Here is a 13,256-nt window from a genome sequence, read left to right as displayed (position 1 = left end):
TCCCTGGGGGCGGAAGCGGGACAGGCCGGTGAGCGGGTCAGACATCGATCGCCGGCAGCCCGTCGATCGAGCGCGCGTTCTTCTCCGCGACGTACGCGTCGATCGCGGCGGTCCCGCCGCCGCGCAGCTTCTTCTCGGCCCAGGCCACCGCGTGCTGCCGCTCCCCCACGTGCTCCATCAGCGGGACGCCGTACCCGCACGCGTCGGCGATCCGGTCGACCGTCACCCGCACGATCGCGCGGCGGCTCTCGGGGACGGACGGATCGTCGAAGCCCGCGGTGGCGAGCAGCTCGTCGTACCCCTCGGTGCCGGCCATCAGCACCGCCCCGGTGCCGTGGAGGCGCAGGATCCGCGGTGGACCGGCGAACGCGCACAGCATGACCACGATGCGGCCGTTCTCCCGCAGGTGCGCGATCGTCTCGGCGCCGCTGCCGACGATGTCCAGGTAGGCGACCGTTCGCGGACCGAGCACTGCGAGCGACCCGATCGGCCCCTTCGGCGACACGTTGACGTGTCCGTCCCCCGCGAGCGGCGCCGTCCCCACGAAGAACAGCGGCTGCTCGGCGATCCACGCCCGCTGGTGATCGGTGATCTCGTCGTACTCGCGGGCCACGGTGCCGGCTCCGCGTCAGGCCGCGGCGAACGGGTCGACGCCGGTCAGCTGCGCCGACACCGCCCACAGCCGGGCGGCGTCGTCGGGGTCGACCGCGTGGGCGTCGACCCCGCGGATACGTGCGTCCTCAGCACCCGGGACGGTCCGCTCGGCGACCTCGCAGTTCTCGCAGTAGACGCCCCCAAGGCCCTGCAGCCGCGGAGCAGTCGCGGCCCACACCGACGTCGCGGCCCCCTGCTCGACGGTCTTGAAGCGCTCGCTGACGTTGCCGTCGCTGTCCATCCAGCCGCTGGCGATCATCTCCTCGCGGCCCAGGTGACGCTGGAGCGGGGTCATGATCCCGCCGGGATGGACGGCGAACGCGCGCACCCCGGACGCCTGTCCGCGCGCGTCGAGCTCGACCGCGAAGAGGCTGTTCGCCGTCTTGGCCTGACCGTACGCCTGCCACTTGTCGTACCCGGTGGCGAACTGCAGGTCGTCGAAGCGAATCGCGCTCAGCTTGTGCCCGGTGGACGAGAGCGCGACGACCCGGGCGCCGTTGCCGGCGATCAGCGCCGGCCAGAGCCCGGCGGCGAGCGCGAAGTGGCCGAGGTGGTTCGTCGCCAGCTGGGCCTCCCAGCCGTCCGGCCCGACCCGTGTCTCCGGGCAGGCCATGACCGCCGCGTTGTTGATGAGGATGTCGAGGCTGCGGCCGGAGGCCACGAAGCGGCCGGCGAACGCGGCGACGCTGAGCAGGTCCGCGAGGTCCAGCTCGTCGACCTCCGTACCCGGGATGTCGGCGAGGGCCTCCTGGGCGGCCACGGGCCGACGCGCCGGGACGACGACCTGTGCGCCGGCGCCCGCGAGCGCGCGGACCGTCTCGAGCCCGAGCCCCGAGTAGCCGCCGGTCACGATCGCCAGGCGGCCGGTCAGGTCGACGCCGTCGACCACCTCCGCCGCTGTGCTGCGGTACCCGAACCCCGACCCGACCGGCTGCTGCGGCGTGCTCATGCGTTGAGCGTAGCCGTGGGCGCGCGGACGGCCGGCGGGCCGTCCGCGGCCCGTTGCTCAGAGGCCCATCGTGCGGCCGATGAGCTCCTTCATGATCTCGTTGGTGCCGGCGTAGATGCGGCCGATGCGGGCGTCGACCCAGGCCTTCCCGATCGGGTACTCCATCGTGTAGCCGTAGCCGCCGTGGAGCTGCACCCCGACGTCGGTGACCTCGCAGAGCAGGTCGGTCGACCAGTACTTGGCCATGGCGGCCTCCTCCACCGTGCAGGTGCCCGCGACGTACCGCTCGATGCAGCGGTCGACGAAGCACCGCGTGAGCTCGATCTTCGTCCGCAGCTCCGCCATCTGGAAGCGCGAGTTCTGGAACGACCCGATCGGCTTGCCGAACGCCTTGCGCTCCTTGATGTACTCGAGCGTCATCGCGAACGCGCTCTCGCAGCCGGCGGTCGAGCTGACCGCGAGCACCAGGCGCTCGGGGACGAGCCGGTTCACGAGCTGGAAGAACCCGGTGCCCTCGGCGCCGAGCAGGTTCTCGGCCGGGACGACGACGTCGTCGAAGAAGAGCTCGGCCGTGTCGGACGCGTGCTGCCCGAGCTTCTCGATCTGCGTGCCGCGGGTGAAGCCCTCCATCCCGCGCTCGAGGACGAACATCGACAGGCCGCCGTGCTTGTCGTCGCTGGTGCGGGCCGCGACGACGACGAGGTCGGCGTTGATGCCGTTGGTGATGAACGTCTTGCCGCCGTTGATCACGTAGGTGTCGCCGACGCGCTTGGCGCTCGTCTTGATGCCGGCCAGGTCGGACCCGGTGCCGGGCTCGGTCATCGCGATCGCGAGGACCTGCTCGCCGGACGCGATACCCGGCAGCCAGCGCGCCTTCTGCTCGTCGTTGGCCGAGGCCATGATGTAGGGGAGGACCACGTCGCTGTGCAGGAGCGGTCCGGCCATCGCGTCGCCGACCCCGGCCTTGACGGCCTCCTCGGCGAGGACGACGTTGAAGCGCCAGTCCTCGACGCCCGGTCCGCCGTACTCCTCCGGGATCTCCATCGCGAGGAACCCGTGCTCGGCGGACTTCGTGAACAGCTCGCGCCCGACGAGCTGCGCCTTGTTCCACTCGTCGTAGTTCGGGACGACCTCCTTCTGGAGGAACTTCGCGTAGCTCTCGCGCAGGTCGTCGTGCTCGGAGTCGAAGATCGTCCGCTTGTTGGCGGAGGGCAATGTCGTGGCCATGACCTGGAGTGTAACTTACCGAGCACCCGTTTTGTTGTTGGTGTTCTGGCTCGGGGTTCGCGCGTAGGATCGATGCCGTGCCCGCGGCGACGACAGATGGCCGGTGATCCTCCCCGACCACCTGGCCCCGGGCCTGCGGCTCGTCTTCTGCGGCACGGCGGCGGGGGCCGTCTCAGCGCGGGTCGGCGCCTACTACGCCGGTCCGGGCAACCGGTTCTGGCCGACGCTCCACGCGGTCGGGCTGACGCCGCACCGCTACGCACCGACCGAGGGCGCAGCGCTGCTGCTGTCCGCCGGCATCGGGCTCACCGACCTGTGCAAGACCCGCAGCGGAGCGGACTCGGCGCTCGGCCGCGACCCGTTCGACGTCCCGCGGCTGGTCGCCGCCGTGGTGGCGCACCGGCCGGCCGTGGTCGCGTTCACCAGCCTGACGGCCGGCCGGGCGGCGCTGGGGCGGGAAGCGGCCCATGGTCGTTCGCCGGCGGCGTTCGCGGGCACCGAGGCCTGGGTCCTGCCGTCCCCGTCGGGTCTGGCGACACGCTGGTGGGACCCGGCGCCGTGGCAGGCGCTGGCGGACGCGGTCCGCCGCGGGGACGCAGCCCGCGGAGGCGGCGCGGGACGTTGAGGGGCGCGGTGCGCGGTCTCTCGCGCGCGCGATCGGCCGTTCGACTCGACGTCTTGAGCGGCGAAGGAAATATTCTCGACCTACCTGCGTAAGACGGGGACGCGACCACCGTTGAGACGACATGGACACCGTCGCCGGATCACCCCGCCGGGCCTCCGCCACCGAGCTCGGCGCTGCGCATCGGGCCGCCACGCGGGGTGCCGGCACGCGCCCCGCCGTCGTCCGGCCGCCTTCCGGATCGGTCGTGATCCCGGCCCCCGCCCCGCTGGTCCCGCGGCCGGCCGCACGCCCGCGGCGGCCGGCGGCCCCGTCCGCCGCAGCCGCCACCGGCCACGCGGTCGCTGCCGCCTGCACGGGCACGCCGCTCAGGGCGGGGGTGCCGGCCGCATCGTGGATCGACCGCAACCCGTCGACGGCGAAGCGCCCGGTCGACGCGAGCAGCCGTGACGGGCTGCACTTCCTGGTGGTCGCGTTCAGCCTGCTGCTCGCCTGCGGCGTCATCGGGTTCGGGATGTACTCCGCGGCCGGCGACGACGTCATCGCCCGTTCACCGCTCGGCGCCCTGACCCAGCCGGCGACGCCCCCGGAGTCGTCGGTCGACCTGCCGTTCACCCCCGCGGCCGTGACGCCGCCCATCAACTGACGTCCGTCAGTCCCCGCCGCCGCCGCAGCCACCTCCGCTGTCGCTGCCTCCGTCCCCTCCTCCGCTGTCGAAGCCGGAGTCGAAGCTCGAGTCGAACGAGCTGTCGAAGGAGCTGTCGAACGAGTGGTCGAAGCTCCCACCCGTGTCGGCCGCTCCTGCATGCGCCGTCCGGCGCGACCGCGCCGCCGTGCGCTCGTCGTCCCACTGCTCGAGGGCACGCTCGCCACCGGCGGTCCGGTGATGCCGGACGCGCCGGAACACGCCCAGCGTCCGGCGCTCCTCGCGTGTGAAGTAGCCGGCCGTGGCCAGGACCGCCAGCAGCTCCTTGACGAGCGTCCGGCCCTCGGGTGACCGCGCCAGCGACTTGGCCACGGCGCTGAGCTCGCGCCCGTCGGTGGTGCCGTCGGCCGCCGTCGCGGGGACCCGGAGGATCAGGCCGTACACGAGCGGCAGCGGCTGCTGCACGGGCACCGACCCCGAGCCGGGGACGAGCAGCAGCTGCTCCTTGCGCCGCCGTCCGCGGCCGTCGACGCGCTGCACGCGGAAGACGTCGGCCGCGATCAGCTCCTTGACCGCCACCTTCAGCAGCTCGCGGAGCTGCGCGTAGTCACCGTCCCGGAGGACGACCAGGGCCGCACCGCTCAGCTGCTCGCTCACGCCGGCGAGGGTACGCGACCGCTTGCTCCCGGGAAGGGCCGTTGTCAGGCCCTTCCCGTTCGGGACGAAGCGCGGGTCAGGCCCGGGTCGGGATCCGGCGGCGGGCGGCGTCGAGCGCCCGGTCGGCCTGATCGACGAGCAGGCCGCGCGGCGTGTCGATCGTTCCCGGACGGCCGGCCATGCGGCCGATCCGCACGCTGATGAAGGCCATGAAGACCCACAGCGAGAGGTCGAGCCCGAGCACGAGCAGCATCGCCGGCATCCAGGCCCACGTCGGTCCGTCCTCCTTGCGCTCGATCTGCATCAGCTTCGTGTCGCGGAGCATCGTGCGCGTGGCCGTCGTCCCGACCGCGGGCGCTGCGAAACCGGCGAAGTCGACGGCGGCATCAGCCGGCATGCGGACGGGGGCGGACAGCATGACCCGGCCCTTCGCGACGCGGACGAACGACTTCCACTCGCCGCCGACCGGGACCGGCTCGGTGGTCCGGAACACGCCGTCGCCGACCGCCTTCAGGCGGTTCAGGTAGCGACCCCCGCCCTGCCAGCCGAGGACGTAGACCCAGTCGGCGTCGGTCGTCAGGTCGGGTCGATTGGTGCTGAAGGTGAGGTCGGCGACGGTCGTCCGGTCACCGCCGGCGGTCACCGCCTCGCGCTCGTTGCTGAGCGCGACCGTCCCGGTGACGCCGCTCGGCGCCTCCGTGATCGCGGCGTTCACGCCGAGCCCGACGGCGACGACGGACGCGAGCACCGCGATGGCGAGCGGACGCCGGCCGGACGGCAGGTTGCCGAGCAGCGCCTGCGCCATGAGCGCACCGAGGACACCGCCCGCGACGCCCGCGGCGATCGCGACCGGGATCGCCTCGGTCAGCAGCGACGGCTGCCACGGCAGGGGCATCACGACGTGCGACCACCCGTAGTTGGCCGCCAGGCCGAGCGTGCCGACGCCGACGCCGCAGGCCGCGCCGAAGCGCACCGGGTCGTTCCAGCGACGGGCGGCGATCGCCTCGATGATCAGCGCCTCCGCGATGAACAGCGGCATCGCGGGGGCCGTGGTCTCCAGCGGGCCGCCGATCGCGAGCACCATGGCGAGCTGCATCGGCAGCCAGATGCCCAGCGCGGCCAGCGTCCCGCCGCGACCGCCCAGCACGCGAGCCAGGACGAGCGCCTGCGCCCCCCCGAAGGCCAGCAGCAGCGGCTGCCAGAGCTCGCGGTACTGCGGCACGCCCCAGTTGAACTCGTGCATGGCGGCGGTCCAGAGGTACAGGAAGATGCCGGCGAGGACGGCGGCGACCGGGCGGCGCAGGACGCCGCGGCCGCGGAACGGCTCGGACCCGGAGGCGCGCGCGCCCTCCGCGAGCAGCAGCGCTGCGCCCGCCCCGGCAGCCAGCACGCCGCCGATGAACATCGTGTGGGTCGGGCCCCAGAGCGTGACGTCCTGGCCGAAGATCCGGTGCCAGACGTCGTCGAGCGGGAAGCCGGCCATCGCGAACGCGGAGGCCGACGCGAGCAGCGCGCCGGCGGCGGGGACGGTCCCCACTCCGGGCATGCGGAAGGCGACGACGCTCGACTTCGCGGGGTCCCTGGGCGCGAGCCCGATCGACAGGACGCCCATCAGGAACATGCCGAAGAGGCCGAACAGCAACGGGTAATGAGCGGCGGTCCCGAGCGGGCCCTCGTCGCGGCCGACGTCGATGTGCAGCCCGATGTCCCAGGTCGCCCCCCAGATGGTCAGGAGCGCGAAGCCGATGGCGCCGAAGCCCGGGATCGCGGCCCAGCCGGGCAGGCCGACAGCCCGCTCGACCGCGGACTCGAAGCGGCGGAAGCGCGGCGCGCCGCCGCGGCGGTAGGCCACGATCAGCGCGATCAGCAGCACGGTGAGGACGTTGGTGCCGACGCCCACGACGAGGATGTCGCGGATCGGCGCGCCACCGGCGGGCTTGGCCCCGGCGGCGGTGACCGCTTCAGCGGCGGCAAGGAAGGTGCTCATCGGATCTCCGGCTTCTCGGATCGATTCGCGGGCGGTGCGCTTTGAGGCTCCGCCCACGCTTGTAACGGTGGTGTAGCTACGGCAGTGTTACACAGGTTGGTGCCGTCGGTTTCACGCGTGTGCCTCCGCGGGTCCGCGGACCGCCCGCCCGACCTGCCACGCTGGAGACGTGGCCGCCACGCCCCCACGCGCGCGCACCCGCCGGCTCCCGCCCGAGGAGCGGCGCCGCGAGCTGCTCGACGCCGCCCTCGACGTGATCACCGACGACGGCTTCGATGCCGTCAGCGTCGAGGCCGTGGCCCGGCGCGCGGGGGTCACGCGACCGGTGATCTACGATCTCTTCGGGGACCTGGACGGCCTGCTCGTCGCACTCCTGGACCGCGAGGAGGAGGCCGCGCTCGGCCCGCTGCTGGCGATCGTCGGCGGCGACCCGGGGGACGACGTCGAGCCCGAGCAGTTCCTCGTCGACGGCGTCGCCGCCTTCCTGGAGGCGGTCCGCGCGAACCCGCGGACGTGGCGCCTGGTGCTGATGCCGCCGCGCGGGTCATCCCCTGGCCTGCGGGAGCGGATCGCCCGCACCCGCCGCCTGATCGCGGCCCGCATCACGGCGCTGCTGGACTGGGGGGTCGCCCGGCGCGGCGGTCCGCTGGGTCTCGACCACGAGCTGTTCGCCCGGCTGATCGTGGCCGCCGGCGAGGACGCCGCGCGCCTGATGCTGCTGCACCCGCGGCGCTACCCGCCCGCGCGGCTGGCGTCCATCGCGCGCGACGGGCTGGCCCTGGTGCCGGCCGGGAGCCCGCGCGGGACCCCACCGCCGCCGGCGCTGGTCGCACTGGCCGCGGCCCCTGCGCCGGCCCTGGCCGACGGCCGGCCGGGCGAGACGGCCCCGGACGCGGTCGCGGCCGCGGCGAGCGCCGGCGCCGGGCGGATGCCGCGCGCCCAGCGCCGCGAGCAGCTGCTCGACGTGACGCTGGCGCTGCTCGCCGAGGAGGGCTTCGACGCCCTCAACATGGAGGCCGTCGCCCGCCGTGCCGGCGTCAACCGCGCGATCGTCTACCGCAGCTTCGCGAACGTGAACCTGCTGCTCCTGGCGCTGCTGCGCCGCGAGGAGATCCGCACCCGCGAGACGCTCGACGCGCTCCTGCCGGACGACCCTGCGGGCCACACGGCGCCCGAGCTGCTGGCCCTGACGCTCGCGCGGTTCCTGACCGCGGTGACGCAGGCCCCGCTCACCTACCGGGTCGTCCTGCAGCGGCCGGAGAGCGCGCCGCTCGTCGTCCAGAAGCTGGTCAGCCGCAGGCGGGCGGTCCTCGCGGAGCGCCTGGAGCCGCTGGTGCAGTGGGGCCTGGCGGGGATCAGCGCGGAGACCGCGGGCATCGACGTCGACATCGTCGCGCGGATGCTGCTCAGCGTCGGCGAGGAGCTCGCGCGGCTGACGCTCGACGACGCGGCGTACCCGCCGGAGCGGATCGCGGCGAGCGCGTGGGCCCTGCTGGACGTCGTCCCCCTGGGCTGAGGTCCGCTGAGGCCCGGAGCTTGGGTCCTGTGTCTCGCATACGCGGACGGGGGACCCAAGCTCGTGAGCGATCGCCGCGTCGGGAGTCAGTCGGCCGCGGCGCGCCGTGCGCGGGCGGACCGCAGCGCGTCCCGGCGGGCCTGTCCGAAGCGACCCTCGGCGTCGAGCGGGACGCGGCGGTGGCCGAAGTCCTCGCGGGAGAGCCGGCCGACCAGGCGGGCGCTCGCCCCCGACGGGTCGAGCGTCGGCGTCCCCGGACCCGTGAGGACCACCGAGGTCAGCTTGCCCGACAGCGCGCGCCCGGTGGGGCCGAGCTTCACGCGCAGGATCCCGCTGCTGGACAGCACGCCGCCCATCCCGAAGTTCGTATGGCCCGCGAAGTTGCCGAGCGAGTAGGCGACGACGCGGTCGTGGATCCGCTCCATGCCGCGCAGCACGTGCGGCCCGGAGCCCAGGACCAGGTCGGCGCCGCCCTCGACGACCGCCTGCGCGAAGGCGCGGGAGTCGCCGCGGTCCTCGCCGAAGGCCGTCTCGGTGCCGCGGGGGGTGTGCGTCTTGTCGGACCCCTCGGCGCCGGCGTGGATCAGGACGATCACGAGGTCCGACCGGCGGGCCGCGCGGGTGACGAGCGCGCGGGCGGCGGGGATGTCGGTCAGCGACGTCGCCCACTTGTACGGCGCGAACCCGATGATCGCCACGCGGCGCCCCTTGACCCGGACCGTCGTGACCGAGCCCGGGAGGCCGGCGTGCTTGACGTGGACCCGGTCCAGCGCCTGGATGGTCTGGTGCAGGCCGGACTCGCCGTAGTCGAGCGCGTGGTTGTTGGCGAGGTTCATGACGTCGAAGCCGGCGGCTTCGAGGGCGGCCGCGTTCTCGGGCGGGGCCTGGAAGGCGAAGCACATCCCGCTCGGCGAAGCGCCGCACTTAGAGCTGCCGCCGCGGCCGAAGGTCCCCTCGTAGTTGCCGATCGTGAGGTCGGCGTCGCGGAGCACCGGGGCGACGCCGGCGAAGACCCGGCGCGCGCGGTCGGGAGGCAGGCCGTACTGCGAGCCCAGGACGATGTCCCCGGCCCAGGCGACGGTGATCGCGTCGCCGGCCGCGGCCGGCGAGGTGGCCGGTCTGGCGGACGTGGTGCCCTGCGGCGCGGCGCCGGGGGTGACACCTGGGCCGGTCGCCGGCGGGACGGTGGCCGGCGGGACGGTGGCCGGCGGGACGGTCACCGGCGGGTTGACGGCACCGGTGGCTGCCGCGACGCCGAGACCGGCCCCGGCGGCGTCGCGATCGTCCTGCTGCACGATGCTCCCGGCGAAGGTCAGCCCGGTGATGACCAGCCCGAGGAGGATGCCGAAGCAGAACGCGGGCCCCAGGCGGCGCAGGCGGGTGCGGGGCGCCGGGCCCGGATCCTCGGTGGGGTGCCGACGCGCGGCCATCCGGTGGTTGTTTGCCGCGCGGCGGACGAATCCTGCGTCGCGGGGTGCTGCGCGCGACGCGCCGGTTCGGTGACACGGATGTCACCTCGAGCCGTAGCCTGGGTACCCACAGCAACGACGTCCACCATCTTCCCCGGAGTCACCGCATGCCCGACCTGTCCTCCTCCGCCCAGAACGCCGCCGGCAGCATCGCCAAGGAACTGCTCGAGAACCCGCTCGTCACCGGCTCGATCACCCGCGTCATGGAGTTCCGCGAGCGTGCCGTCGCGGCCCAGGAGCTGACCCTCAGCGGCCTGAACCTGCCGAGCGCCGCGGACATCGAGCGCCTGACCCGTCGCGTCCGCTCCGTCGCCCAGCGTCTGGAGGGCGTCGAGGACGTCCTCGACCGCATCGAGCACGCCGGCGGCACCGCGAAGCTCGAGGCACGCCTGACCGCGATCGAGGCCCAGCTCGCCGAGATCGCGTCCGCGCTGAGCGCGAAGCCGACCGCCTGACGGCGCTCACCTGACGGACCCGGAGCGTCACTGGCCGGCCCCATCGAGCCCCGGTCGCCGGGTCTCAGCGGCGGGTGCGGGACCCGCAGGACCGGCAGACGGTGGCCTCCTGCCGCAGGACCCGGAAGCAGTCCGGGCACCGGCGGTAGGCGGTCAGCGTCACGAGGCGGACCGCGAACCGCGCGCCGTCGAGGGCCGCGCGCAGCCAGCGCACGCCGACCATCGCCACCAGCCACGACGCGGTCGCCGCGAGGGCACCGCCGACGGTGGCGGCCGCCCATCGCCGCCGGTTCTGCCGCTCAGGATGGTGCACCGGCCAACCGTACCCGGCCGCGCCGGCGCGCTCGCGGCGGTCCGCCGGGGCCGCACGGTCGACAGCGACGGTGCTCGATGTGCCACCACACGCCACCCGCGCACGTGGTGGCACATCGACCGCGCCTGCCGGCGCCGCGCGGGCCTTCGGGCCCACGAGCACGACGCGCCCGTGCCGCTGTCAGCAGCCCGGGGCCGTGGCCGGCGCTGCGCTGCCGCCCTGGCCACCGCGATCGCCGGCCGAGGACCCGGCGGCCTGCGGCCGCGCTGTCGACGGGCCACGTCCGGCACCGGACGGCTTCGGCAGCGGCGTCGGCGCCTTGCTGCCTACGGTGAACGGCGGGGAGGCGGTGGTCGGCCGGCCGGCGCCGGTGTCACCCGACGCGCCCGGCCTGGGCGCCCCGGCGGTGGTCGGCGCGGCCGGCGACGGTGCCGCGGTCGGCTGGACCGGCTGCGTCGTCGTCGCCGGGGGAGCCGGGGCAGCCGTCTCGGTCGTCCCCGGCGCAGGCGCAGGCGCAGGCGCAGGAGACGGGGACGGCGGGGTCGTCGGCGCGGGCACCGGCTCGGCCGGCACAGGGGGCGACGGCGCGGGGGCCGGCGCCGGCCCGGGCGCCGGGGGAGTCGTCGGTTCGGTCGGGGTCGTCGGAGGCGCCGTCGGTTCGGTCGGCGTGGTTGCCTGGCCCGGCGCCGCGCGGCGCAGCTGACGCTGCCGGACCGTGCCCGGTGTGGATCCGGTCGGCGTGGTCGCGTGGCCCGGCGCCGCGGAGCGCACCTCGCTCGGCCGGACCGTGCCGAGCGTGCTCGCGGCTCGGAGCCGGCGGCGGTCGATGGTGCCCGCGACGGCCGGCTGCCGCCCATCCCCCACCCGTAGCGCGACGAGGCCGGACCCGGCCGCGGTCGCGGTCGGGCAGCCCGCGCCGGACGAGCCGTTGCCGGTGCCGTTGTCCGCCCCGCCGGGAAGCGGCGCGGACGGCACCGGTGCCGCGCGCTTCGGCGAGCGCCCTGACCGCGACGGCCGGCTCCGCTCCGCATCGCCCTGCGGCTTCACGGGCGCCGGCGTCGCCGACGCCCCGGGAGTCGCGGACGTCGTCCCCGTCGACGCCGCCTTCCCCGTCCCCGAGGCGATGCGGTCCCCACCCGTCGACCCGCCACCGGTGCCGTCCGTGCCGCCGCTGAGCAGCACGGCCACGACCAGGCCGGCCGCCAGCGCACCCGCACCGCCCCCGGCCCACAGGCGCCCGCGCCACCGCACCGGCGCCGCAGCGGCGGCCGGGGCGGACCTGGCCGTGATCGCCTGGACGCGCTCGCGCAGGTCGGCGGACGGCGCTGCCGCCGGCGCGGAGCGCAGCAGCGCCAGCACCTCGTCGAGCTCGTCGGGGTCGACCGCGGCGAGATCCGCCGCGACCTCGGGGTCGTCGGCGAGCAGGTCGTCGATCGGGCGCCGGTCGTCCGTCATGAGAGCCCCGCCGGGGCCAGGTCGGGAAGACCGCCGCGCAGCTTCAGCAGCGCGCGAGAGAGGTACGTCGAGCAGGCCGTCTTCGAGACCCCGACCACCTCCGCGGCCTCTTCGCAGGAGAAGTCGAGCAGCACGCGCATCACCACGATCTCGCGCTCGACCGCGGAGAGCCGCCCGACGGCCGCGATCATGGTCGGCGGCAGCCCCTCCCAGATGCGGTCGGTGCTTGCGGGCGCGAGCCGGTCGAGCGCGTCGTGCTCGGTGGCGACGGTCCGCCCCGCGCGCCGCAGGTAGTCGACCGCGAGGTTCCGCGCGATGTGGCAGAGCCAGGTGGACGGGCGTCCCCGGCGGGGATCGAAGCTGTCCCAGTGGCGCCACGCGCGCTCGAAGGCGGTGGCGGTGATGTCCTCGGCGAGGACGGCGTCACGGACCATGTGCGTGACGAAGCGGTGCACGACGGTGAGGTTCTCCTGCCAGACACGCTCGAAGTCCACGGCGCGCGCGTCCACGCGTGAGGTCTGTCGCCGGCCGGTCCTGAGTCCGATGGTCGCCATCATGCTGCGCTGCTGCACCGAGGTGCAACGGCCTTCCCCTGTCCCCCGTCACAGCTTTCGTCCCCGCCGGGGAGCACCCGGTCGTTCCCGGACCCTATCCGCCGCTACGGTCAGGGAGAGTCACATTGCGGGCCACTCGGCCCCAGGGCTCGCCGTCCGGACACAGAGGTTCCACCTGATGAGCACCGACACCGCCGCATCCCCGTCCACCGCCGGCCGGGTTCCCGACGGCACCTGGCGCGTCGATCCCGCGGCCAGCACGCTCGGGTTCAAGGCGAAGGGCGGATTCGGGCTGGTGCCGGTCAAGGGCACCTTCAAGGAGTTCGGCGGGACGCTGACGTCGACCCCCGGCAACGTCAGGGGCGAGCTGGTGGCCCAGGCCGCGAGCCTCGACACGAAGCTCGGCCCGCGGGACAAGCACCTGCGGTCCGCGGACTTCTTCGACGTCGAGAACCACCCCACCGTGACCTTCGTCCTGACCGACCTGCAGACCGCGCCGGACGGGGCCCTGCACGCGACCGGCACGCTCCAGCTGCGTGCCACCAACCTGCGCCTGGAGGTCCCCGTCACGGCGTCCTCGTCGGACGACGGGCGGCTGCACCTGAGCACCAAGGTCTCGGTCGACCGCACGGCCGCCGGGATCGGCTGGAGCAAGTTCGGCATGGTCAAGGGCGACGCCGAGCTGACGGCGAAGCTCGTGCTCGACCGCGCCGACTGACGCCCGCGGCGCGACTCGCCGTGCCCTGCTGTCA

Annotated in this window: 14 protein-coding genes; 5 read left to right on the top strand and 9 right to left on the bottom strand. The window is 74.6% G+C overall.

What is annotated here, in order from left to right:
• Positions 1 to 37 precede the first annotated feature (37 nt).
• Genes DSM112329_RS04805 through DSM112329_RS04795 form a run of 3 tightly spaced genes read right to left on the bottom strand, consistent with a single transcriptional unit; the run spans position 38 to position 2,830 of the window.
• A complete protein-coding gene (locus DSM112329_RS04805; protein WP_354700675.1) occupies positions 38 to 613 on the bottom strand; it encodes a pyridoxamine 5'-phosphate oxidase family protein in 576 nt (191 codons plus the stop codon).
• Between the two features lie 15 nt (positions 614 to 628).
• Complete coding sequence (locus DSM112329_RS04800) at positions 629 to 1,603, bottom strand: SDR family NAD(P)-dependent oxidoreductase (protein ID WP_354700674.1); 975 nt, start codon at positions 1,601 to 1,603, stop codon at positions 629 to 631.
• A 57-nt stretch (positions 1,604 to 1,660) separates the two neighbouring features.
• Positions 1,661 to 2,830, bottom strand: a complete 1,170-nt coding sequence (locus DSM112329_RS04795) for an acyl-CoA dehydrogenase family protein (protein ID WP_354700673.1) — start codon at positions 2,828 to 2,830, stop codon at positions 1,661 to 1,663.
• A 103-nt stretch (positions 2,831 to 2,933) separates the two neighbouring features.
• Here DSM112329_RS04795 and DSM112329_RS04790 point away from each other — a divergent pair, with 103 nt between their 5' ends.
• Both DSM112329_RS04790 and DSM112329_RS04785 read left to right on the top strand, forming a co-directional pair.
• Positions 2,934 to 3,455 carry a mismatch-specific DNA-glycosylase gene (locus DSM112329_RS04790; RefSeq protein WP_354700672.1) on the top strand — a complete coding sequence of 174 codons (522 nt, stop codon included), beginning with the start codon at positions 2,934 to 2,936 and terminating at the stop codon, positions 3,453 to 3,455.
• A 121-nt stretch (positions 3,456 to 3,576) separates the two neighbouring features.
• The gene (locus tag DSM112329_RS04785; RefSeq protein WP_354700671.1) at positions 3,577 to 4,098 is read left to right on the top strand and encodes a hypothetical protein; all 522 of its coding nucleotides are present in this window, start codon (positions 3,577 to 3,579) and stop codon (positions 4,096 to 4,098) included.
• A gap of 6 nt (positions 4,099 to 4,104) precedes the next feature.
• Here DSM112329_RS04785 and DSM112329_RS04780 read toward each other — a convergent pair whose 3' ends face one another.
• Together DSM112329_RS04780 and DSM112329_RS04775 are read right to left on the bottom strand one after the other, a co-directional pair.
• The gene (locus DSM112329_RS04780; RefSeq protein WP_354700670.1) at positions 4,105 to 4,755 is read right to left on the bottom strand and encodes a hypothetical protein; all 651 of its coding nucleotides are present in this window, start codon (positions 4,753 to 4,755) and stop codon (positions 4,105 to 4,107) included.
• A 76-nt stretch (positions 4,756 to 4,831) separates the two neighbouring features.
• Positions 4,832 to 6,742 (bottom strand): hypothetical protein, encoded by a 1,911-nt coding sequence (locus DSM112329_RS04775; RefSeq protein ID WP_354700669.1) that lies wholly within the window; start codon positions 6,740 to 6,742, stop codon positions 4,832 to 4,834.
• 169 nt (positions 6,743 to 6,911) lie between these two features.
• On the opposite strand from DSM112329_RS04775, the gene DSM112329_RS04770 reads away from it, so the two are divergent.
• Positions 6,912 to 8,258: a helix-turn-helix domain-containing protein gene (locus DSM112329_RS04770; protein ID WP_354700668.1), complete on the top strand. Its 1,347-nt coding sequence runs from the start codon at positions 6,912 to 6,914 to the stop codon at positions 8,256 to 8,258.
• 86 nt (positions 8,259 to 8,344) lie between these two features.
• Here the strand turns inward: DSM112329_RS04770 and DSM112329_RS04765 are convergent, their stop codons facing one another.
• The gene (locus DSM112329_RS04765; protein ID WP_354700667.1) at positions 8,345 to 9,688 is read right to left on the bottom strand and encodes a CapA family protein; all 1,344 of its coding nucleotides are present in this window, start codon (positions 9,686 to 9,688) and stop codon (positions 8,345 to 8,347) included.
• A 146-nt stretch (positions 9,689 to 9,834) separates the two neighbouring features.
• Here DSM112329_RS04765 and DSM112329_RS04760 point away from each other — a divergent pair, with 146 nt between their 5' ends.
• Positions 9,835 to 10,182, top strand: a complete 348-nt coding sequence (locus DSM112329_RS04760; RefSeq protein WP_354700666.1) for a hypothetical protein — start codon at positions 9,835 to 9,837, stop codon at positions 10,180 to 10,182.
• A 64-nt stretch (positions 10,183 to 10,246) separates the two neighbouring features.
• On the opposite strand, the gene DSM112329_RS04755 is transcribed toward DSM112329_RS04760, so the two are convergent.
• The 3 genes from DSM112329_RS04755 to DSM112329_RS04745 form a co-directional block, all read right to left on the bottom strand.
• Positions 10,247 to 10,495: a hypothetical protein gene (locus DSM112329_RS04755; RefSeq protein WP_354700665.1), complete on the bottom strand. Its 249-nt coding sequence runs from the start codon at positions 10,493 to 10,495 to the stop codon at positions 10,247 to 10,249.
• A gap of 180 nt (positions 10,496 to 10,675) precedes the next feature.
• Positions 10,676 to 11,950 (bottom strand): hypothetical protein, encoded by a 1,275-nt coding sequence (locus DSM112329_RS04750; protein WP_354700664.1) that lies wholly within the window; start codon positions 11,948 to 11,950, stop codon positions 10,676 to 10,678.
• Positions 11,947 to 12,459 (bottom strand): sigma-70 family RNA polymerase sigma factor, encoded by a 513-nt coding sequence (locus tag DSM112329_RS04745; RefSeq protein ID WP_354700663.1) that lies wholly within the window; start codon positions 12,457 to 12,459, stop codon positions 11,947 to 11,949. Before DSM112329_RS04745 ends, DSM112329_RS04750 begins: the two co-directional genes overlap by 4 nt.
• Positions 12,460 to 12,682: 223 nt before the next feature.
• On the opposite strand from DSM112329_RS04745, the gene DSM112329_RS04740 reads away from it, so the two are divergent.
• Complete coding sequence (locus tag DSM112329_RS04740) at positions 12,683 to 13,222, top strand: YceI family protein (RefSeq protein WP_354700662.1); 540 nt, start codon at positions 12,683 to 12,685, stop codon at positions 13,220 to 13,222.
• Positions 13,223 to 13,256 lie beyond the last annotated feature (34 nt).

Source organism: Paraconexibacter sp. AEG42_29 (assembly GCF_040581415.1).
GTDB lineage: Bacteria > Actinomycetota > Thermoleophilia > Solirubrobacterales > Solirubrobacteraceae > Paraconexibacter.
The sequence above is the reverse complement of the archived record's forward strand: the minus strand, read 5'-3'. Positions and strand labels throughout refer to the sequence as shown.